Source organism: Magnetovibrio sp. PR-2 (assembly GCF_036689815.1).
Taxonomy (GTDB): Bacteria; Pseudomonadota; Alphaproteobacteria; order Rhodospirillales; family Magnetovibrionaceae; genus Magnetovibrio.
This window is the reverse complement of sequence record NZ_JBAHUR010000010.1, coordinates 135,955-157,646: the sequence shown is the minus strand read 5'-3', so window position 1 is coordinate 157,646 and position 21,692 is coordinate 135,955. Positions and strand designations below refer to the sequence as shown.

The window sequence follows — 21,692 nt, the reverse complement described above, 5'->3', positions numbered from 1 at the left end:
CCAAAGCGCCCATACGGTTCGTTTTGTTCCTAGTTTCAACATAACCCTGTCGGATACAGATCAGCTTGCCGTCCTTATGGCCTGCCTGCTGGGCATCGTCTTAGGGTATTCACCAATATTTTTATGACGGAAAGTCCTCTATCTTTCCTCCTCAAATGATAAAATTTGGGAGGTTAATCATGAAGCTCGCGAAGTGTTTAAGCGCCTTGGCCTTGGGCTCCGCCCTATGGGCAGGCACGGCCCAAGCCGAAGACGGCACGTTTAGCCAAAAATCCCTCACCCCTGAAGTCGCCGTTCAGTTGGCGCAGGCCACGTTGGAGGCATGTCGGGCTGAAGGCTATCAAATCGCCGTGGCCGTGGTGGACCGGGGCGGCAATTTGCAGGCTTTGATCCGGGACCGCTTTGCCGGGCCCCACACCCCCGTGACGGCGGAGCGTAAGGCTTATACGGCGCTGAGTTTTAAAGCCAACACCACGGACCTAGCCGCCAGCACCCAACCGGGTATGGCGTCCAGCGGCACGCGGGGCATTCCTAAGGTCTTGATGCTGGGTGGCGGCGTGATGATCGAGTCTGGCGGCTCGCTTTTGGGCGGCATCGGTGTCAGCGGCGCGCCGTCCGGTGAAGCGGATCAGGGCTGCGCCGAAGTTGGGCTGGAAGCCATCGAAGACGTATTGGGGTTCTAAACAAAAAGCCCCGGATGACCGATCATCCGGGGCTTTGTCGTTCTTAAACGTGCTTAAGCGTCATCCACATTGATGGGAACGCCCGGCGCATGTTTGGTGGCGCGCACGGACAGAGCGGACTTCACGTGGGAAACGTTGTCGGCTGCGGTCAATTTGTTGGTGAGAAAGTTTTGGTATTCTTCCCAATCCGGTGCCACGACTTTGAGCAAGAAATCGATCTCACCCACCAGCATGTGACATTCGCGCACTTCCGGCCAGGACCGCACCAGGTTTTCAAACGCATCCAGGTCTGAATCCGCTTGGCTTTTGAGGCCCACATGGGCAAAAACCGTGACGTTGTAGCCCAACGCACGGGCGTCGAGATCTGCGTGGTAGCCTTGGATAAAGCCCGCTTCTTCCAATGCGCGCACGCGGCGCAAACACGGTGGGGCGGAAATTCCAGCGCGGCGCGCCAGTTCCACGTTGGTGATGCGGCCATCAGACTGCAGATCGTGCAGAATGCGGCGGTCGATTTGATCGAGTTTCACACGCGAATCGGACATTTTATTCGGGGCTCCTTTTTCATCGGAGTAATTATATTACGCGAAGCACCTAAGCAAGCGGAAAGCGCCAAAACCATGAAAATTCCATGAAATTCCCGGTTTTCCACGCCTAATCCGTCTCGACGACTGGACGCGCCCAAACCCTGGGCTTATCTTAGGGCAACTTTATTTCCGGCTTTGAGGATTCGCGCCCAAAGCCCATACATTACATGGAGACCCCGTTCATATGTCCACGACGCATCACACCAAAACCTTGATTGTCGGTTCAGGCCCTGCAGGCTGCACGGCGGCGATTTACGCCGCGCGCGCCATGTTGGAGCCGATTATGGTGCGCGGACTGCAACCGGGTGGACAGCTGACCATCACCACGGACGTGGAAAACTATCCGGGCTTTGCCGAAACCATCCAAGGCCCATGGCTGATGGAAGAAATGGAAGCCCAAGCCAAGAACGTCGGCACAACCATCATTGACGACATCATTACCGAAGCCGATCTGTCTTCGCGTCCCTTCAAACTGACGGGCGACAGCGGCGACATCTACACCTGTGACACCCTGATTATTTCCACCGGCGCTTCGGCCAAGTGGTTGGGTCTGGAAACGGAAGAGACCTTTATGGGGCTTGGCGTTTCAGCGTGTGCCACGTGTGACGGGTTCTTCTATCGTGGCAAAGAGGTCGCGGTCGTCGGCGGGGGCAACACGGCTGTGGAAGAAGCTTTGTATCTCACCAACCACGCGTCCAAAGTCACGCTGATCCACCGCCGCGACGAGCTGCGCTCTGAAAAAATTCTGCAAGATCGTCTGCTCAAACACGACAAGGTCGAAGTTCTGTGGGACACCACACTGGACGAAATTCTCGGCAACAAGCCGGGCGGGGCCGAGCTGCCATTGGGCGGATCCATGACACCGCCGGGTGTGACGGGCTTGAGCCTCAAAAACGTCAAGACCGGTGAAATGAGCACCCTTAACGTGGACGGCGTGTTCATTGCCATCGGCCACAGCCCCAACACCGACCTGTTCAAAGGCCAGCTGGACATGGACGATGGCGGCTACATTCTGACCAAGCCCGGCACGCCGATGACATCGATCCCCGGCGTGTTCGCTGCGGGTGACGTTCAAGACCACACGTACCAACAAGCCGTGACCGCAGCGGGTTCGGGCTGCATGGCCGCACTGGACGCTGAACGCTTCATTAGCGAGTTGGACGACTAAGCCGACACGGCTGAAAAAGACTGGAAAAGACGATGGACCGCCTGCGCGACCCCGATACCGGTGTAATGGACTGGGATAAACTCCGCATTTTCCATGCGGTCGCAGAAGCCGGCAGCTTCACCCACGCGGGCGAAATGCTGAATCTCAGCCAATCGGCGGTCTCGCGCCAAATCTCTGCGCTGGAAGACAGCCTGGGCGTGGCCTTGTTCCATCGCCACGCGCGCGGCCTGATTTTGACCGAGCAAGGCGAGCTGTTGGACGCCACGACCAAAGAAATGTTCGCCAAGCTTGCGTTCGCCACCGCGCAAATTCGCGATTCCCGCGAACGTCCGCAAGGTGAGCTGCGCGTCACGACGTCTACGGGTTTGGGCTCCATCTGGTTGACGCCGCGCATCAAAGACTTTGTCGAACAATACCCGGACATTGACCTGTCTGTGGTGCTGTCGGAAGACGAGCTCGACATTTCCATGCGCCAAGCCGATGTCGCCATCCGCTTGCGCCCGCCGACCCAGCCGGATTTGATCCAACGCTTGTTAATGGAAGTGCACTACCGCGTCTACGCTTCGCCCAGCTACATCAAGAAATACGGCATGCCGCGCACGCCCGAAGACTTGGATAACCACCGTTTGGTGATTTACGGCGAAGACGCCATGCCACCCGTGTCCAACCTCAACTGGTTGATGGAATTGGGCGACACCGGTAAAGAACGCCACCCAGCACTACGGGTGAACAACATCTACGGCATTTATCGCGCCGTGCGCGGCGGCATTGGCATTGGCGCCCTGCCCGACTACATGACCAGCCACGCCGAAGACATGATCCAGTTGTTCCCCGAAATCAAAGGGCCCAGCTTCAACACCTACTTCGTCTATCCCGAAGAGCTGCGTAAATCGACCAGAGTCGGCGTTTTTCACGACTTTTTGCTGAGCCGCATCCGCTCAGGGCGCTAACCCCTGCGCAAAAAGCATACCCAAATCGATATTTTTTCCGTCACGAAAACGTCACAATCCCCCTGTTTTCAACACGTTCAAACTCCAATTAGCCAAAAGAATGCGCAGAAATGCGCTCTTTTGACCCAAAATCATGCAAATCGTTACAATGGTCATGCAACAGATGCATGGCTGCCTTTCGAAAGTGTCTGTAGTGCACTGCAGCACAAAACCGTATATTCAACTCAGTTCGATGCTGCATCGCAGCAAAGAACTTCCGGGCCACATGGCTCGGATGGGCTCCCGGTTCCACCATCCCCTTATCACCCTCCCCCGGGAATTCTGGAACCGGTTAGAGCCCCACGTCTCCCAGACGTGAAGCCTCCCTGTTAGACTCGCCCTGGATCCTTGTGATCCAGGGCTTTTTTTTGGTTTGGCCTCAGCCCCACCTGTGGTTCTATAGTTCCCTGAATTCACAGGGAAAACAACATGACCACCAGCCACTCTTGGATCGAACGCTTTCCAGCGTTATCAGCGCTCGGCGACGAGGTCGCGGGGCGCTTAGGCGAGATGAGCCAAATTGTGGAGTTACCTGCCAAAACCACGGTATTTCACCCAGGAGACGAACCCCAGAACTTCTTGCTGGTATTGGACGGCGTGGTGCGCGTACAGATGACGAGTGAGACCGGGCGCGAGATCGTGCTTTATCGGGTTGATCCCGGAGAAACGTGCATTCTCACCACCACGTGCTTGCTGGGTCATTCCGCCTATAACGCCGAAGGGATCACCGAAAGCCCGGTCACAGCCGTCGCCATTCCTGCCAAACACTTTCATGAGATCATCGGCCTGTCCCCGATGCTGCGCGACTTTGTGTTCCAATCTTATGGTGAGCGCCTCACACACCTGCTGAGCCTTGTGGAAGAGGTCGTGTTCGCCCGCCTGGAGGTCCGCGTCGCCAGATTGCTGTTGGAACGCTCCGACGCGCACGGCGTTTTAACCTTGACCCACCAACAATTAGCTGTGGAATTGGGCACCGCGCGCGAAGTTATCAGCCGACAGCTCAAGGAATTTGAGCGCCAAGGCTTGGTCAATCTCAAGCGCGGGAGCGTCGAATTGGCGGATGTAGATGCGCTCGGCAGACTCGCCAGCTCCTAATTTTTGGTGTTATGTGACAACGTTACAGACTTAAGGGGGGAGAGGTATTAAGCTCATCCTCAATTCACGCGATATACCTGAGCTAAATAAAGGAGTTTTTCCATGAACGTCGGTAGCATTGATCGCATTTTGCGCATCCTCATTGGCGTCGTCGCCGTCACTTTCGCTCTGCTGAGTAGCCACCCGCTGGCCATCTGGGGTGCGTTGGGCGTTATTCCGCTGTTTACGGCCGTTGCTGGCTGGTGCCCGCTGTACATGCCGCTGGGCATCAGCACCTGCGCCAAAGAAGAATAGGACCGATTCGCGGCCTCACCCGCCCATAATGGCGTTTTGGCCCTGAAGGTTCAGAAAAAGGCCCGGATTCTCGTGTGAATCCGGGCCTTTTTTATCAACTTTTGTGATCAAAAAAATTTATGGCTTCAATATAAAGTTATGGATAAGCCTGTATTTTATCGATTTATCAATTAGATACCCACACCGGACATACGAGTTTGTCATATCATTTTTTACTGGACAGTTAATTAGAGTTTGCTTATATTAGGATCATACGATGTACCAACAAAGTTTGTTGCATCGGGAGACCGTAGGGCTACCTCCCCTCCCCCCTCTGACACCTTACGGATTCTCCTTAAGAGACTCTCTGTCTCCCCCAGGACAGAGACCTCCCTTTCGAACTGGCCGGGCTCTTTGAGCCCGGCCATTTTTTTCTTCGAAATCCTAAAAGATCAGTTCGCGCGGCTGGACACCACTTGATCGGCGTATTTGCCCGTCAATTCCTGTAAATGGTCATAGCGGAAGTGGAACGTACCTACGCCCAAGGTTTGGGAACGCAGATCAATGATCAGATCGTGCATTTCAGACGCCGGCAGATGCGCCGTCACTTCATCCCAACCGTGCCAGTTCTCACGCGGCTGAAACCCCAAAATCTGTCCCCGCCGAGACGAGATAATCCGCTGGGCATTGGACGTGTAACTGGTGGGTACGGACACCCGCACCTCGCAGATGGGCTCCAGCAATACCGGTTGGCAATTGGGCATGGCTTCGCGCATGGCCTGTTGTGCCGCCTTCTTAAACGCATAGTCCGAACTGTCCACCGCATGGTGCTGGCCGTCGGTCAAGGTCACGTGAATGTCGACCACCGGGAAGCCCAAGGGGCCGCGGCTGAGATACTCGCTCACGCCGGCCTCAACAGCCCCAATATATTGACGCGGGACCGATCCGCCGTGAACGGCCTGTTCAAAAGTAAAACCTTCACCCCGGCCTTGCGGTTTGATGGCGATTTCCACATCCCCGAACTCACCGTGTCCGCCAGATTGCTTTTTGTGACGTGCGCGGTGCGTCGCACTTTTGCGGATGGTTTCTTTATAAGGCACTTGCGGTCGTTTGGCCGACACATCCAAAGCATGACGCCCGGTGAGCTTATCCATGGCGATGCGCAAATGCATTTCGCCTTGACCCCACAGTACCAACTCACCCGTGACTTGGTCGTGTTCAAGTGTCAACGATGGATCTTCGTCGCACAGCTTGTGAATGGCGGCGGTGAGTTTCACTTCATCCGCGCCTGCGCCCATATCAATGGCCACGGAATAAAGCGGTGTGAGCGGCTCGGGCCAATCTGAACCGCCTGTACCGAGGCTATCTCCGGTCTTGGCTTTGTCTAAGCGGCCTAAAGCAACCACCTCGCCTGCTTGGCCTTTTTTCACTTTGTCGAACTTCTGGCCTTGCACATGGTACAGACCCGAAACGCGGCCTTGGGCAAAATCCTGACCGTCTTTGATTTCCCCTGACCAAATGCGCGCGATGGAGATCTTGCCCATGTGGCCTGCATGCAGGGTTTTGAACACACGCGCCGTGGAACCGCCGACGCCCAGGCGTTCGACCGTTTCCGACACGTCAGGGCTTTCATGGCGCAACGCCTTCCACAAACGGCGAATGCCGTTGTCGTGTTCGGCGGAGCCAAAAAACACCGGAACGATGTCATCGTGGGCTAAGTCGCGCGACAAGTTGTCATAGACCTCTTCTGTGGAGGGATTGACGTTTTCCAGCAGTTCTTCCAACAGCGTGTCGTCGAAGTCGGCCAAAGTTTCCAACATCTCTTCGCGGGCACCCATTTCCTGTTCAATGGCACTGTCGGGGATTTCGATCAGTTCGGATTGCGCGTGGTCGTTCCATTTGAACGCGCGCTCGGACACCAAATCGATATGCCCCGTGACGTGCCCGTCTTCGCGAATGGGGATTTCGCGCAGCACCAAAGGGTGCTTGGAATGTTCCTGAAGCGCTTCCAGCGTGGCTTTCACACTGCCGCCGTCTTGGTCCATTTTGTTGACAAAGACCATGTGCGGCACGTCGTGTTCGTCCAACAACCGCAGCGCAGGACCAACCGTGAGCGCTTTTTCAGGATCGGCTTCGCACACCACAATCGCGGCGTCGGCAATCATCAAAGTGTTTAAACTGTCTTGGAGAAGTTCGACCGAGCCGGGACAATCGATAATGGTCCAGGGGTCGTCTAAATATGTGCAGTGCGCGATGTTGAGCTCGGTCGACATTTCCCGGGCCCGGGCTTCTGGTGCCCCATCCCCGACGGTATTGCCGTCGCGCACGCTGCCTTTGCGGTGAATTTCACCCGCCGCCATGAGCAGGCTTTCCATCAATGTGGTTTTTCCAGATAAGTATGGACCAACAAGCGCCACGCAACGGGGCGCAGAATGGGTCTTTGCCATCAACAACCTCCCTTTCCCATTAGAAGCCGTGCGGCACACCCGGCCGCAACGGCCTTATTTCTTGTTTTCGTTATCTTTATGGGAAAATGGTACGACTCTTACGCCCAGAATCCAAGGCCCCAAGGGGCGACATCGCAAAATTGTCATTGTTCAAAGAATTGACAGACGCTGACATTCTCCATAGGCTAATTGTACTACCTCCCCAGATTATGCAATAATAAGACAAATATACCTTTTGGTATATTGAGTGGGGAATACAATTGAGTGGACCAGACCAACACAATGCGCAAGGCATGAGCCTTTCGCGCGTATCGATGATAGCCGGTATCGGCCTGATCGCCGTCATCTTTATCGTCGCAGCTTTTTCGACACCAACGTTGATGCATGTCAAAGGCATGACCACGGCCCAATCAAGCAATGCACCGCGCGCCAATGAACAGCAACGCCTCGCCATGGTGGCTGAACACATGTCGAAATACGGTCAGCAAGCCATCGAAGCGGCTGACGCTGAAACCCGTGCGCTTGCGCTGACGCATTTCAAAGAAAACGCCGCTGAGATTTTGAGCTCCGACGTCATTGCCGACAAAACCATTGTCGAAGAAGCCGTCACCGCCATCGACACAGCAGCCGCCAAGACCCAAGAAATCGACGCGTTGTTGATGCAACAAAACAAAGGTGTCGACCGTATGCCCAAGCTGGTGGACGACATCTCCATCACGCTGGCCCCGGTGTTGGACGAAGACTTGTCTTCGGACACGGACGCTCTGATTGGTGCCCAGCAGATGTTGTTGGCGCTCTATCGTGGTCAAAACGTGATGAAATTGGTCCCCCACGCCAATGATCCGAAAAAGGCCCGCCTGCACCACATCGCGTTTCGCGGCGCTTACAACTTGGTCAAACAAGCCAATGAACGCTTGGCCGACACCACCGAGGATTTGTCCAACCTGCCCGGGCAGATGGACGAAATGAAGTCCTTGGAGGCCATCTTCAAACTGCGCACGCAAATCATCGAAAAACAAACCGAAGCCGAAGCCGCCACTTTGGTCGCGCAGACGAAGCTGACCGAAACGGTGAAGAACCTGGTCGAAGCCGCGAACACCGCGTCTCAATCCATCATCCATGACGCCGCCGAAATCGACAACGAAACCACGTTCTTGATGACAGTATTGCTCATCGGCGCGCTGCTTTTGCTGGTGGCTATGGTTGGTATGGGGCTGGTCATGCAAGTGCAGATTTTGCGCCCGCTTCACGTCTATGCCGAACAGCTGCGAGAATTGGTGAAAGGTAACCTCACCAACGATCCTATCGATACAACGTCGAAAATCGCCGAATTCCACGATATCGGCGAAGCGGCAGACAGTTTGCGCAACATGATGGCTGAACGCGCTCAAGCCATTAAAGCCGAAGAAGAACGCAAACGCCGTGACGCCGAAGAACGCCATGAGGCCCGCCAGCAAATGGCCGACAACTTCGAACGCGCCATCACCGGTGTGGTGGATGCCCTGACCAAAGCAGCCACGGACATGCAAGAGGCCGCCGAAGGCCTGAACGAAACGGCGGAACGCACCTCGAGCCGTTCGTCTTCTGTGACCAGCGCGTCGGAACAGGCCTCTGCCAACGTGCAAACCGTGGCGTCCGCGTCCGAAGAACTCACGGCGTCCATCGGTGAAATCCGCCGCCAAGTGTCGCAATCGACCCAAGTGGCAGGCTCGGCTGTGGTCGAAGTGGACGGCGCCAACGACAAAGTCCAAGGCTTGGCCCTGGCCGCCAGCAAAATCGGCGAGGTCGTGGCGCTCATTACCGACATTGCCGACCAGACCAATTTGTTGGCGTTGAACGCAACCATCGAAGCCGCGCGGGCGGGCGAAGCGGGCAAGGGCTTTGCGGTTGTTGCCTCTGAAGTGAAAAACCTCGCCAATCAAACGGCCAAAGCGACGGAAGAAATCTCGTCCCAAATCGGTGGCATACAAGGGGCCACGGATGACGCCGTGCGCGCCATCGGCTCCATTGGGGAAACCATCAACCAGATCAGCGGCATTACGTCCACGGTGGCGTCGGCTGTCGAAGAGCAAGGGGCTGCGACGCAAGAAATTTCGCGCAACGTTGATCAAGCCTCGCGTGGCACGCAAGAGGTCTCGCAAAACATTGCCGAGGTTAACGAAGCCGCCATCGACACTGGAACGGCTGCCGAACAGTTGTTGGATTCAGCCAAAAACGTGGCCCAGCAATCAGTGTTGCTGAACCACGAGGTGACCAAGATCTTGACCGAATTCAGGGGCGACGAGTCCGCCGCCGACGCTTAAGACGCGGGATCGCTGGGGGTATCGCTGGGTGCATCGCCCCCGTCCGTGGGATCGGTCGGGGCTGGGTCTGCGGGGGTGTCCCCTGTGCTCGCCGTTTTGCCTGTATAAGCGTTCATCAACGTCGTCGCCAAGGTCTGCACCGGCTCAGGCGCGGAGTTCGTGATGGCGGTGGTGATGGCCGTTTCGGTGTCGGACCATTTGCTGTCCAACATGGATTTATAAATCGCCGTCGCGTCCGTTTCGGACACCGGCACGGTGAGGCTGAACGTCACGGTGTTGGTGAACGCCGTGTAATCCGTCGCAATATCTATGTCGACACTATTGAAGTTCATGGTTTAGGCCCTCACGATTTTGGGGTGTCGTTGGACTGTTTTTTGGCGGGCGCCTGCTTTTGCGGCGCGGCGCTGATCAAGAAATCCAGCGCACCGGACACAGCCACGGGGGCAAAGGTCTTGGCCTGAGCTTTCAGTGAATTCCAATCGCCCCCGTCCATGGCCGCCTTAATGGCCTTGGCCTGATTGGGCGGCACGGGAATATCCAACTCAAAATGAATCCGCGCCGTCTGCATGGTGCAGTCGGCCTCGAATGCAACGGTCACAACGTCCATCGCCATGTGCGTTTCTCCCCAAATGGTTCAAACAAGTCCTTGTCGTAAGGGAAGACGGGGGAGGGGCTGGTTTGTGATGAATAACTTGTCTCAAATCAAATTGCCCTCGATAGAGTTGTATTTTCGACAGTCTGTATTGACAAAAACGCCACTTGTTTATTGTAAATAACGCATATATATTTTTGCAAATAACGCATTTTCTAAACTGATAATCTCGCACAAAAAATGGCTGAAAACGACATAATTCTGCCCAGATGGCAATCTCAAACGATCCAAACAGCAATGGCGGAACGGCGCGTACTTTTGCTGGTTGGTCCACGTCAGTGTGGCAAAACCACATTACTGGGAGACCTCAATGTGAAGGGCGCGGAACTTCGCACACTTGATGACCCAACATTACTCACGCTAGCTCAAAGTGATCCCAAGAGCTTCGTTTCCCATCAATCAAGCTTATTGATGATTGACGAAATTCAACGTGCACCTGCATTGCTTCCCGTCATCAAACAGGTTGTCGATCAAAATAGGCGCCCTGGGCAATTTCTTTTGACGGGATCGGCAAATATTCAAAGTTTACCTACGGTACAAGAATCTCTCGCGGGACGAGTCACAAAAATCAGGCTACGCCCCCTTAGCCAAGGCGAAATTAAAAAAAATACCCCAAAATTTCTCAAAAAGGCCTTTGCAGGCGACTTCAACTACAGTTGGGAAGTCTATAATCGTGACCAAATCATGGAAATCGCCTTTCGCGGAGGATTTCCTGAGACCATCCACATGGAACCTCGTGCCCGCCGAAAGTGGCACAAAGACTATATCGACGCTTTGTTGGAGCGTGACCTCAAAGATATCGCCAAAATCCGAAGAAAAGAGGCCATGGCCGACTTGGTTAAAGTCATGGCATCGTGGTCATCAAAGTATATGGACATCTCTGCAATCGGGGCCAAGTTGTCTCTTCAACGCCAAACGCTGGAAACCTACATCAATGCCCTAGAGACGCTGTACTTGGTCGAACGCGTGCCCCCTTGGACAAAAACCGATTACCAACGTGTCGGCAAACATGCCAAAGGGTTCATGAGCGATAGCGGTTTAATGACCTCACTATTGGGATGGAACGCAGATCAGGTGCGTTTGGATTCAGACCGTATAGGTAAGCTATTTGAGACTTTTGTCTTTGCCGAACTCTCCACGCTAATAGACATTGGTGGTGAGGATTATCAGCTGTATCAGTACCGTGATCGTACGAAACACGAAATCGACTTCTTGATCGAACGCTCAGACGGTGCCTTGCTTGGCGTGGAAGTCAAAGCTTCAACGGTTGTTCAAGAAAACGATTTCAAACACCTCAGATGGTTCAAAGACAACCTGATCGGAGATAGACCTTTTGTCGGCATTGTTCTTTATGCTGGTGAATTTTCTGGTTCCATGGGCAACAATATGTTTGCCGTCCCATACGGTGCCCTATGGTAAAATAGTCTCATAAAAAACGGCCCTCAAAACTGAGGGCCGTTTTTGTTTGAAGAGGTATACGCTTACGACAGCGCCGCACAGAACTTTTGGATGCGGGTGCAGGCTTCCGTCAGCGCTTCGTTGGACGTGGCATACGACACGCGGAAGTACGGGCTGAGGCCGAAGGCTTCGCCGTGCACGGCTGCGACGCCTTCGCTTTCCAGCAGGGCCGTGACGAAGTCTGCGTCCGTTTCGATCTTCTTGCCGTCCGGCGTGGATTTGCCGATGCAGCCTGCGATGGAGGGGTAGACGTAAAACGCACCTTCCGGCATGGCGCAGGTGATGCCTTCGGCTTCGTTGAGCAGTTTCACCACCAAGTCTTTGCGCTCGGCAAAGGCGGCGTTGTTGCCGACCATGAAGCTGTGATCGCCGTTCAATGCTTCCACAGCGGCCCACTGTGCGATGGAGGTCGCGTGGGTAGAGCTTTGGGACTGGACTTTGTTCATGGCTTTGATGACGTCTGCCGGACCCGCCGCGTAACCGATGCGCCAGCCCGTCATGCAATAGGCTTTGGACACGCCGTTCAGCGTCATGGTGCGCTCAAACAAACCCGGTTCCACCTGAGCGGGCGTGACAAATTCGAACTCATCGAACACGATGTGTTCGTACATGTCGTCGGTCATGACCCAGACGTGGCTGTTTTCGGGCTTCATGAGAACGTCGGTCAACGCTTTCATGTCGTCGCGCGTGTACGCCGCACCCGTCGGGTTGGACGGCGAGTTCAAGATCAGCCATTTGGTTTTGGGCGTGATGGCGGCTTCAAGTTTTTCCGGCGTCAATTTAAAGCCGTCTTCCACCGGGCATTCGACAAACACCGGCGTGCCTTCGGCCAACAGCGTGATGTCCGGATAAGACACCCAGTACGGAGCCGGGATGATGACTTCGTCGTCCGGGTTCACGGTGGCCATGAACAAGTTGTAGATGGACTGCTTGCCGCCGGACGCCACTTGGATTTGATCCGGCGTGTAGTCCAAATCGTTGTCGCGTTTGAGCTTGTCGCAAATGGCTTGGCGCAGTTCGACAATGCCGGGCACGGCGGTGTATTTGGTCTTGCCCGCGTCGATGGCGGCTTTGGCAGCCGCTTTGATGTGATCCGGGGTATCGAAATCCGGCTCACCAGCGCCAAGACCGATAACGTCACGGCCAGCAGCTTTCAGCTCGGCAGCTTTCGTGGACACGGCAATGGTGGGAGACGGTTTGATGCGGCTCAAACGATCAGCGATAACGGACATGTTATGACCTCTTAATAAAAGTGGATGTACAGCGCGAAATTACGCCGAACCGACCCAAACCGCAATACGCGATTGGGTGGGTAATTGCGCTTTAAATCTCAGGTATTTAGCTGGCTTTCGGTTTGTCGAAGACAATGCCGTAGTGATACGGCGGCAGCTCGACCACACCGTGGAGACGGAATCCGACGGGCAAGACTTCGTCCATCACCGCTTCGGGTGTCATGCGCATCACCGTTTCGGGGCCGCGGGGCTCGCCCAGGACCGTGGTGTCTTCGCGCGGACGGAAGTGCCAGTTGACGATGGCCAACTGCCCGCCCGGTTTTAAGATGTTGAAGACTTCGCGCGCCATGCGTTGTTTTTCCGGACAGCCGTGAAACGTGTTGGCGATCAGCACATATTCCGGCGGCTGGGGCATTTTGCCTTGCAACGTCGTGGCGTCGCCTTCAACCCAGCGGATGGTGCCGTTGGCCACCCCGGCACGGTGGGCGCGGTGTTTGGCTTGTTCCAGCATGGCCGGGTCCAAATCCAGGCCCGTCACCTTGCCCATGCCGCCGACGATGTGCGCCAAGGACGTGGTAAAGTGACCGTCACCACAACACAAATCCAACACAGATGTTCCAAAATCGATGCCCAATCGGCGCAGGACGCCTTCCGGGTCCGGCCACAGGGCCTTCCACCAATCGCTATCCGGCATTCCCGTCGCCGGGAATTTCGCAGGATGGTTCATATTTGATCCCGTCAACTGACGGCTCCCCTTTATATTTATTCCGAAATTTATAGCCGGATTCTCATTTTTAGGCGAGTCGCCAAGGCCCTTGCGCCTGTGGATAAACGGCCTATAACAAAACCATGAACGATCTCGTCAAACCAGGGTTTCACCCCGACGCCCAACCCGCCCCCCAGCCCAAACCTGGGGAAGGCCAACCGTTTGAGCTGGTTAGCGATTTTGAACCCGCAGGCGATCAGCCCCAAGCCATTGTGGAGCTGGTCGAAGGCCTGAACGCAGGCGAAAAAGATCAAGTTCTTCTGGGTGTTACGGGATCGGGCAAGACCTTCACCATCGCCCATGCCATCGCCCAAGTGGCAAGGCCGGCGCTGGTTCTGGCGCCCAACAAGACACTCGCCGCGCAGCTTTATGCGGAGATGAAAGAGTTCTTCCCCCACAATGCGGTGGAATATTTCGTCTCGTATTATGACTATTACCAGCCCGAAGCTTACGTGCCGCGCACCGACACCTACATTGAAAAAGACGCGTCCATCAACGAACAAATCGATCGCATGCGCCACTCGGCCACGCGGGCCCTGTTCGAGCGGCGCGACGTGATCATCGTCGCATCGGTGTCGTGTATCTACGGTATCGGCTCGGCCGAAACCTACGCCGACATGGTGGTGAAGCTGGTTGCGGGCCAAGACTACGACCAAAACGACGTGCTGAAATCCCTCGTCACACTGCAATACAATCGCAACGACGCCGCGTTCGGACGCGGGACCTTTCGGGTGCGCGGCGACGTGGTTGAGATTTTCCCCAGCCACTATGAAGACCGGGCGTGGAAGCTGAGCTTTTTCGGTGATGAATTGGAGGCGATCTATGAGGTCGATTCGCTCACGGGTGAAAAAACCAATGAGCTGGAAGCCATCACCATCTATCCCAACTCCCACTACGTCACGCCGCGCCCGACCTTGATCCAGGCCATGCCGCAAATCAAGGCAGAGCTGAAAGACCAAGTGGAAAAATTCCGGGCGGAAAACAAACTTATAGAAGCCCAGCGCATCGAAGAGCGCACCACGTTTGATCTGGAAATGATGGAAACCACTGGGCATTGCAACGGGATTGAGAACTATTCGCGCTACTTAACCGGGCGCAATCCGGGTGAGCCGCCGCCGACGCTGTTTGAGTATCTCCCCGAAGACGCGGTGATGATCGCGGACGAAAGCCACGTCTCCATCCCGCAAATCGGCGGCATGTACAAAGGTGACTTCAACCGCAAAACGACCTTGGCAAGCTTCGGCTTTCGTTTGCCGTCGTGCGTCGACAACCGCCCGCTCAAATTCGATGAGTGGGAAGCCATGCGCCCGCAGACCATTTTGGTCTCCGCCACCCCAGGGCCTTGGGAAATGGAGCGCACCGGCGGTGTCTTCACCGAACAAGTGGTGCGCCCGACGGGCCTGACGGACCCCGACACCATCGTGCGCCCGGTCGCCGAACAGGTCGATGACCTGTTGCACGAATGCAAAGAGGCTGCGGCCAAGGCGCAACGCGTGCTGGTTACGGTGCTCACCAAAAAGATGGCCGAAGAGCTGACGGAATACATGCACGAACACGGCGTGCGAGTACGTTACATGCACTCCGATATTGATACGTTGGAGCGCATCGAGATCATTCGCGATTTACGCCTCGGCGCGTTTGACGTTCTGGTGGGCATCAACTTGTTGCGTGAAGGTTTGGACATTCCCGAATGCGCCCTGGTGGCCATTTTGGATGCAGACAAAGAAGGCTTCTTGCGTTCCAAGACTTCGTTGGTGCAAACCATCGGCCGCGCGGCGCGCAACATCGAAGGCCGGGTGATTTTGTACGCCGACAAGATGACCGACAGTCTCAAATACGCCATCGATGAAACCAACCGCCGCCGCGCCAAGCAAGAAGCCTATAACTTGGAGCACGGCATCACGCCTGAGAGCGTCAAAAAACACATCACGGACGCCCTGGGCTCGGTTTACGAACAAGACTACGTCACCGTGGACACGGGTGCGTCCGGCGACGACAACTTGGTGGGCAAATCGCTCAAAGATCATATGGTGGATCTGGACAAGCGCATGAAGCAAGCGGCTGCGGACTTGGAGTTCGAAGAAGCCGCACGTCTGCGCGACGAAATCCGCAGGCTGGAAGCCCACGAGCTTGGCTTGGACCGCGCCGGTGTGTCAAAATCAGCCGCGCAAAAAGCCGGAGCGGGGCGCAAAAAGAAAAAGAAACGCACAGGCGTTTAAGAATTTGGATTAGAGATTGATGCGTAAAGTTTTGTTGTTTGTCATCCGGGTTTTGTCCCTGCCCCTTTACATCATTCCGGCGAAGTTGCGCTTAGGCCTGATCAAGGGGTTGATGGTTTTGGATTCCCGCGTAGGCGGGCCGGACGACGCCATGCGCCGCCAGTTCCAAATTTTGGACATGGCGGAAAAAGTCATTGCCGAACGCGCCCTGGCCTTTGGTGAGGGCATCCACCCCAAACACCGCCTGACGCGCTATCACGACTTTTTTGTCGACAATATTGAAAACGCCAGCACGGTCTTAGACGTGGGTTGCGGGTATGGCGCCTTGGCGCGCTCCATCGCTGCGCGGGTGGACGGGGCGAAGGTCACCGGCATCGACAGTGACGAACCGCGCCTCACCCAAGCGCAAACCACCGACAATCCCGACGGCGTGAACTTTGTTTTGGGCGATGCATTGAAAGACCTGCCGGACGGGTCCTGGGACGTCATGGTGCTGTCCAACGTTTGGGAACACATCGAAGACCGCGTGGGCTTCATGCGAGGCCTGCTTGCCAAAGTACAACCCACCAAAGTCCTGATCCGTGTCCCGGTGTTTGAGCGCAATTGGCATCTGCCCATGCGCAAAGAATTGGGCATCGGATACTTTTCCGACGACACGCACTTTATCGAACACACCCTGGCTGAGTTCAAAGACGAAACCGAGCAGTCAGGCCTTCACATCCTCAGCCAAGACATCCGCTGGGGTGAGATTTGGGCCGTATGCAAGCCCGTGGGGCATGGCTAAATGCGCGTTGGCGACACCACCCAGCTAGACACCCCGGCAGGCGTCGCCAAAGACGCCCACGGCGACATCTGTCGTTTAGCCGAAGGGCGCAAGGTTCTCAACGTCGGGGCAGCGGGGAACGCACGCTATTATCGTGATCACGGTCACGACGGCTGGCTGCATGCCCGCTTAAACGGTGTTGCCTCCGAACTTGTGGGGCTCGATCTCGACCAAGAAGAAGTCAACGCCGCTAACGCGCTGGGGTTCGCGGTTAAGCTTGGCAATTGTGAAGTCGCAGACCTGGGCCAAACCTTCGACCTCATCATTTTGGCCGATGTGTTGGAGCACGTGGACAATCCCACGCGGGCCCTGCAAAACCTGATGACGCACTTAAATCCAAGCGGCAAAATTGTCATCACCACGCCCAACGCCACGTTCTTTGGCAATGTCACCAATGCCCTGCTGAGGCGCGGCCCGAACGTCTATTGGGACCACGTGAACCTGTACACACCGGAAAACATCCAGGCCTTGTGCGACCGCCACGGCTGGCGCTTGTCCCGCTCGGCGATGTACTCCTTAACGGACGCACGCACGACGACCAACACAATCAAAAGCGCGATTATCCACATGGCCGCAGGACTTTTTCCGAGACTCCACGCCGCATTTCTTTGCATAATCGAGCCTATCGATTAACCCAGGACCACCGACCATGTTTGGACCCAACAGTAAAGTCCCGCTTCGCTCCACCGCCGTGGCATGTGCTGTGCTGCGTCCCGAAGGCGACTTTTTCGAAGTCCTGGTCATGTGCCGCACGTTGGAACCGCTCGACGGGGTTTGGTCCTTGGTCACCGGGCACGTGGACGAAGGCGAAGAAGCCTGGGCGGCGGCGCATCGCGAAGTCATCGAAGAAACCGGGCTGACACCCACGTCGTTTTACACCGCCAACTATGTGGACCAATGGTACAACGCGCATGTAAACGTGATTGAGTTGGTGCCCATCTTCGTCGCCTACGTAAACGCAGGTTCCGAGGTGCACATGAACGATGAGCATTCCGAATACAAATGGCTGCCCATCCGCCGCGCCATCGACCACATCCCGTTTCACGGCCACAAAGTCGCCCTCGACCACATCCGCCACGCGTTCATCGAAAATGAGCCGCCGAAGTGGTTGAAGGTTAGCATCTAAACAAAAAAAGCCCACAAGAAAAGCCCGGAGGTTTTCGCCTCCGGGCTTTTCTGATTGTGTCGGTCGTTTAGCCGTTGCGGATGTTGTCGAGGAACTTATCGACTTCGGAGCGCAAGGTTTCAGACTGAATGCTCAGTTCGTTCGCCGCGCCCAACAACTGGGAAGCGGACGAGCCCGTTTCGCCGGCAGCCGATTGCACGCTGGCGATGTTCGAAGACACTTCAGACGTGCCCGCCGAGGCTTGCTCAACGTTGCGCGCAATTTCTTGCGTCGCGGCCCCTTGTTCTTCAACAGCAGACGCAATGGTCGAAGCGATTTCGTTCATCTGCGTGATGATGTTGCCAATGGATCCGATGGCCGTGACGGCGTCTTGGGTTGCCCCCTGGATGCCGCCGATTTGAGACGAGATTTCTTCCGTCGCTTTGGCCGTTTGGTTCGCCAGATTTTTGACTTCGGACGCCACAACCGCGAAGCCTTTGCCCGCTTCACCAGCGCGCGCCGCCTCAATGGTTGCGTTCAAGGCCAACAGGTTGGTCTGATCCGCAATGTCGGTGATCAAGGCCACAACCTCGCCGATTTTTTGCGACGAGTTTGCCAAGCCGAGAACCTGTTCGTTGGCACTTTCAACTTCAGCCACAGCCGTGGACGAAATCTGCGTCGATTGCGCAACTTGGCGTGAGATTTCGGAGATCGAGCTGGACAGCTCTTCCGACGCACTCGCCACCGTTTGCACATTGGTCGCCGCTTCTTCCGAAGCCGACGCAACCGCGACGGATTGCTTCGACGTTTGTTCTGCCGTGGCGGACAAGGCCGTTGCCGAAGACTGCATTTCGGTCGCAGCCGACGACACGGTGTTGACCACACCGCCGACACTGTTTTCAAAATCGTCCGCCATGGACAGCATCAGATCACGCCGTTCGCGCGCTTGACGTTCTTCGTTGGCTTTCTGTTTGGCTTCCAAACGTTTCACTTCGATGGCGTTCTCTTTGAAGACTTGAACCGCTGAGGCCATTTCACCAATTTCATCCGCACGATCCCGAGAAGGAATTTCAGCGTCCAAGTTGCCCCCAGCGAGGACCCCCATGGAACCGGTCATGCCAACGATGGGATTAGCAACACTTTTAGCGATGAAGAAGCCTGCTGCTGCGATCAAGATCGTGCCAACTGCGGCAATGATCAAGATTTCGAGCTGCAACGTCGTCACCGCGTCAAAGGCTTCGGCTTCGTCGATTTGCGACACAGCCACCCAGTTCAATCCCTCAAACTCGATTGGAATGTAACTGGTGATAATGTCGTGGCCCGTGATATCTTTGAAGTAGCCTTCCCCGGTTTCACCACCAAATGCACGGTCGATATAATCCCCCGTCATTTCGAAGCCCATGCGCAGGTTTTCATTTTCTGACAACATGGCCGGAACAGAGGTCCGCAAAGAGACCAAACCGTCTTTGTCGCCCAGAAAGTATGTGTCCCCTGTTTCACCCATACCGGAACGCTCATTGGCAATGGCCTCCAGCGGGGCTTCGGGAATGCGGAATGCCACAAAGCCGATCATCTTGCCGGACGGGTTGTGAATCGGTGCGCCCATGAAGCCCGTGAACTTATTGTCGTTGGGCTCATACGGAGAGAAGTCAACGACTTCAACCTTTCCGCTTTCCCGTACTTTATGCCACAATTCATTCAAGGGGGAATCGACGTACGGACCGTTCGGATCCAAGCCGATATTGGTACCAAGCTCCGGACCTTGAAGTGCTGTGTACATCACGTGACCGTGCGAGGTGCAGACCATATACAGTTCGTCGTAGCCGTATGACTTTGCAAATTTAGCCAGCGGCCCGCCATAATCTTCCCAGATCTGTTTGTATTCGTCCGTGGAAACATCGTACGCCCCATCTGGTGGCGTATTCATTTTCACGTGGTAAACACGCAACGCTTCAAAGGCATCGTAAACAAATTCGCTTTCGCCCAAAGCGGTGATATCGGTGCGGGTGCGTTTAAGCAGTGCTTCGACTTGCGACTTCTTGATTTTTTTTACCGCATCGAGCTGATTGAAGGCTTGTTCTTCGAGCGCGCTGCCGGCTTCGTGTTCAGACACAATGCCAACAATCGCAAATGGCAATAGCCCGATCAGCAAGTACGAGACGATCAGTTTGGGGGTCAATCGTAATGACATAGCTCGTTCCCTCAAGACATTTTTATATTAGTAAATTCTACTACAGAGCCGCATACAATCAACTCTTTTCGGAATAAAAAACCGAAAATTCAATGGCTTATCATCACACTAATTCATTATGAAGAGGACAGAATGTCCGGCGTTTGCATCCAGACCAAATGCCACCCCGACGGCCCGGCCGTGCCCGTGTCGTCGCGCTGCAAACATACAATCGTCGCCGGTGTGAACCCCACTTGCAGACCGTCTTCTGTTCCCGTCAGCAAGCGTGCCGCGATGCGCTCCATGAACGGCAAATGTCCGACGACGCAGATATCGCCCCCTGCCGCTTGTGCGCCGTGATAGAGATGGTCGGTGCTGTCGTTGGGGCTTAAGCCTTCCATTTCCAACGTAGAGTGCCCCGGCCAAATGGCGTTGGCCAAGATATTCGCTGTTTCTTGCGCACGTTTTTTCCCCGAATGCACGACCTCGTCCACGCGCACTCCGGCCACGTCCAGAAAAGCCGCCATGCGCACCGCGTCGGCCACGCCCTTTTCGCTTAAGGGCCGTTCTGGGTTGTCGGCTTTGGACAACGCATCGGCGTGTTGCACAAGGTACAGTTTCATCACAGCTGCTCCCTCAATCCTCCATGGTTTTGGGGCCGCGGATGATGCGCGGATTGAGCATCCAACGCAGCACCCAGTTGTCGCCCCATTTGGCCGGGCTCAGCGCCATCACCGAGCCTGTTTTCACCTCGACCAAGTCGTTTCCCGGCTTGCCCGTCACAAGTTGAGAAACCGCCGAGCCCATGAACGGTTCGTGCCCGCAGACGATTGTGGGCTCTTTCCAGCTCTCCGCCAATTTGGCGAAGGCTTTCACATCACCCCATGGCTCAATGCCGGATAGGAGTTCCGGTTCGACTTTCGGGGCCAAATGAAGGCCCAAAATTTCCGCCGTTTCGTGCGCACGAACCAGACCAGAATGGAAGATGTGTTTGATCGGAATGTCCTGGCGTGCCATATGTTGGCCGATCATGTCCACATCATAGCGTCCGCGCGGCGACAAATGACGGTTGGCGTCTTCGTCCGCTCCAAACTCGGCCTTACCGTGGCGCACCAAATATAATCGCATGTAAACTCCCTATCCGTGACCCCCAGCGCTTATCAGAGGATTTCAGCACATCCCAGTTCTCCAAACAACGCATCAATTGGATCAGTAAAGTGTGCTTAAACATGCCTTTTCAATGAAAGATTGACCGTGCTACGCGAAACGGACTATTTTCAGAACAACCTCATAAACAAATAATGTGGACTTGAGACGTGGACTTCATTCAGTGGAACGAAAATTACAAGGTCGGCCATAAGGTCGTGGACTTTGACCACATCACCCTGGTCAACATCACCAACGACTTGTTTATGCGGGTCGAGCGCGGTGCTAAAAACGCCGAAATCGCGAGCATTATCCATCACCTGATCGATTATGTAGAACGCCATTTTGAGCGCGAAGAAGAGCTGTTTTTGAACTCCGCATATCCGGACAAAGACAAGCATCTGGACATGCACAATGACATTCGCAAAACTGTGAAGGACATTGCGACGATCTACCAAACCAATCCAGATGCCATCAACATCCGTGAAGTCTTGGAATTTCTAAAAAAGTGGCTCACCAATCACATCATGAGGGCCGACCAAGGCTACGCCGAGTACCTGGAAAACTAATTCCCGCCAC

21 protein-coding genes are annotated in these 21,692 nt (G+C 55.3%); 12 read left to right on the top strand and 9 right to left on the bottom strand.

From position 1 onward, the window contains the following. Window positions 1–179 precede the first annotated feature (179 nt). Window positions 180–683 (top strand): GlcG/HbpS family heme-binding protein, encoded by a 504-nt coding sequence (locus V5T82_RS13150; RefSeq protein ID WP_332896108.1) that lies wholly within the window; start codon window positions 180–182, stop codon window positions 681–683. Window positions 684–736: 53 nt separating this feature from the next. On the opposite strand, the gene V5T82_RS13145 is transcribed toward V5T82_RS13150, so the two are convergent. Then, window positions 737–1,225 carry an Lrp/AsnC family transcriptional regulator gene (locus V5T82_RS13145; RefSeq protein ID WP_332896107.1) on the bottom strand — a complete coding sequence of 163 codons (489 nt, stop codon included), beginning with the start codon at window positions 1,223–1,225 and terminating at the stop codon, window positions 737–739. Between the two features lie 226 nt (window positions 1,226–1,451). Here V5T82_RS13145 and trxB point away from each other — a divergent pair, with 226 nt between their 5' ends. The 4 genes from trxB to V5T82_RS13125 all read left to right on the top strand — a co-directional run bounded on the left by trxB (window position 1,452) and on the right by V5T82_RS13125 (window position 4,813). Further along, on the top strand, window positions 1,452–2,435 hold the full coding sequence (gene trxB / locus V5T82_RS13140) for a thioredoxin-disulfide reductase (RefSeq protein ID WP_332896106.1): 984 nt from the start codon (window positions 1,452–1,454) through the stop codon (window positions 2,433–2,435). Between the two features lie 65 nt (window positions 2,436–2,500). Continuing rightward, window positions 2,501–3,385, top strand: coding sequence for a LysR family transcriptional regulator (locus tag V5T82_RS13135; RefSeq protein ID WP_332896112.1), 885 nt, complete (start codon window positions 2,501–2,503; stop codon window positions 3,383–3,385). Window positions 3,386–3,853: 468 nt separating this feature from the next. After that, a complete protein-coding gene (locus V5T82_RS13130; RefSeq protein ID WP_332896105.1) occupies window positions 3,854–4,519 on the top strand; it encodes a Crp/Fnr family transcriptional regulator in 666 nt (221 codons plus the stop codon). Window positions 4,520–4,621: 102 nt separating this feature from the next. Continuing rightward, complete coding sequence (locus tag V5T82_RS13125; RefSeq protein WP_332896104.1) at window positions 4,622–4,813, top strand: YgaP family membrane protein; 192 nt, start codon at window positions 4,622–4,624, stop codon at window positions 4,811–4,813. Between the two features lie 431 nt (window positions 4,814–5,244). Here the strand turns inward: V5T82_RS13125 and V5T82_RS13120 are convergent, their stop codons facing one another. Further along, window positions 5,245–7,239, bottom strand: a complete 1,995-nt coding sequence (locus V5T82_RS13120) for an elongation factor G (protein ID WP_332896103.1) — start codon at window positions 7,237–7,239, stop codon at window positions 5,245–5,247. A 260-nt stretch (window positions 7,240–7,499) separates the two neighbouring features. Between V5T82_RS13120 and V5T82_RS13115 the strand changes: the two genes are divergently transcribed. Further along, complete coding sequence (locus V5T82_RS13115) at window positions 7,500–9,542, top strand: methyl-accepting chemotaxis protein (RefSeq protein WP_332896102.1); 2,043 nt, start codon at window positions 7,500–7,502, stop codon at window positions 9,540–9,542. Here the strand turns inward: V5T82_RS13115 and V5T82_RS13110 are convergent. After that, window positions 9,539–9,874 (bottom strand): hypothetical protein, encoded by a 336-nt coding sequence (locus V5T82_RS13110; RefSeq protein ID WP_332896101.1) that lies wholly within the window; start codon window positions 9,872–9,874, stop codon window positions 9,539–9,541. The two genes, V5T82_RS13115 and V5T82_RS13110, sit on opposite strands and share 4 nt — an antisense overlap. A gap of 11 nt (window positions 9,875–9,885) precedes the next feature. Continuing rightward, the gene (locus tag V5T82_RS13105) at window positions 9,886–10,155 is read right to left on the bottom strand and encodes a hypothetical protein (RefSeq protein ID WP_332896100.1); all 270 of its coding nucleotides are present in this window, start codon (window positions 10,153–10,155) and stop codon (window positions 9,886–9,888) included. Between the two features lie 219 nt (window positions 10,156–10,374). On the opposite strand from V5T82_RS13105, the gene V5T82_RS13100 reads away from it, so the two are divergent. Next, entirely contained in the window at window positions 10,375–11,613 is a 1,239-nt protein-coding gene (locus tag V5T82_RS13100; protein WP_332896099.1) for an ATP-binding protein, read from the top strand. Between the two features lie 62 nt (window positions 11,614–11,675). On the opposite strand, the gene V5T82_RS13095 is transcribed toward V5T82_RS13100, so the two are convergent. Next, entirely contained in the window at window positions 11,676–12,884 is a 1,209-nt protein-coding gene (locus V5T82_RS13095; protein WP_332896098.1) for a pyridoxal phosphate-dependent aminotransferase, read from the bottom strand. Window positions 12,885–12,990: 106 nt separating this feature from the next. Further along, window positions 12,991–13,611 (bottom strand): class I SAM-dependent methyltransferase, encoded by a 621-nt coding sequence (locus V5T82_RS13090; protein ID WP_332896097.1) that lies wholly within the window; start codon window positions 13,609–13,611, stop codon window positions 12,991–12,993. Window positions 13,612–13,733: 122 nt separating this feature from the next. Between V5T82_RS13090 and uvrB the strand changes: the two genes are divergently transcribed. The 4 genes from uvrB to V5T82_RS13070 are packed head-to-tail and all read left to right on the top strand — an operon-like array spanning window position 13,734 to window position 17,818. Continuing rightward, window positions 13,734–15,869, top strand: a complete 2,136-nt coding sequence (gene uvrB, locus V5T82_RS13085; protein WP_332896096.1) for an excinuclease ABC subunit UvrB — start codon at window positions 13,734–13,736, stop codon at window positions 15,867–15,869. Window positions 15,870–15,888: 19 nt separating this feature from the next. Continuing rightward, entirely contained in the window at window positions 15,889–16,653 is a 765-nt protein-coding gene (locus V5T82_RS13080) for a class I SAM-dependent methyltransferase (protein WP_332896095.1), read from the top strand. Next, window positions 16,654–17,325, top strand: a complete 672-nt coding sequence (locus tag V5T82_RS13075; RefSeq protein ID WP_332896094.1) for a class I SAM-dependent methyltransferase — start codon at window positions 16,654–16,656, stop codon at window positions 17,323–17,325. Window positions 17,326–17,341: 16 nt separating this feature from the next. After that, window positions 17,342–17,818 carry an NUDIX domain-containing protein gene (locus tag V5T82_RS13070; RefSeq protein WP_332896093.1) on the top strand — a complete coding sequence of 159 codons (477 nt, stop codon included), beginning with the start codon at window positions 17,342–17,344 and terminating at the stop codon, window positions 17,816–17,818. A 67-nt stretch (window positions 17,819–17,885) separates the two neighbouring features. Here the strand turns inward: V5T82_RS13070 and V5T82_RS13065 are convergent, their stop codons facing one another. From V5T82_RS13065 to sixA (V5T82_RS13055), 3 genes are all read right to left on the bottom strand, one after another. Beyond that, window positions 17,886–19,988 carry a methyl-accepting chemotaxis protein gene (locus V5T82_RS13065; RefSeq protein WP_332896092.1) on the bottom strand — a complete coding sequence of 701 codons (2,103 nt, stop codon included), beginning with the start codon at window positions 19,986–19,988 and terminating at the stop codon, window positions 17,886–17,888. 116 nt (window positions 19,989–20,104) lie between these two features. After that, window positions 20,105–20,590 carry a phosphohistidine phosphatase SixA gene (gene sixA, locus V5T82_RS13060; protein WP_332896091.1) on the bottom strand — a complete coding sequence of 162 codons (486 nt, stop codon included), beginning with the start codon at window positions 20,588–20,590 and terminating at the stop codon, window positions 20,105–20,107. A gap of 13 nt (window positions 20,591–20,603) precedes the next feature. After that, window positions 20,604–21,095, bottom strand: coding sequence for a phosphohistidine phosphatase SixA (gene sixA, locus V5T82_RS13055; RefSeq protein ID WP_332896090.1), 492 nt, complete (start codon window positions 21,093–21,095; stop codon window positions 20,604–20,606). A gap of 188 nt (window positions 21,096–21,283) precedes the next feature. Here sixA (V5T82_RS13055) and V5T82_RS13050 point away from each other — a divergent pair, with 188 nt between their 5' ends. Continuing rightward, entirely contained in the window at window positions 21,284–21,682 is a 399-nt protein-coding gene (locus tag V5T82_RS13050; RefSeq protein WP_332896089.1) for a bacteriohemerythrin, read from the top strand. The last annotated feature ends 10 nt before the right edge of the window (window positions 21,683–21,692 follow it).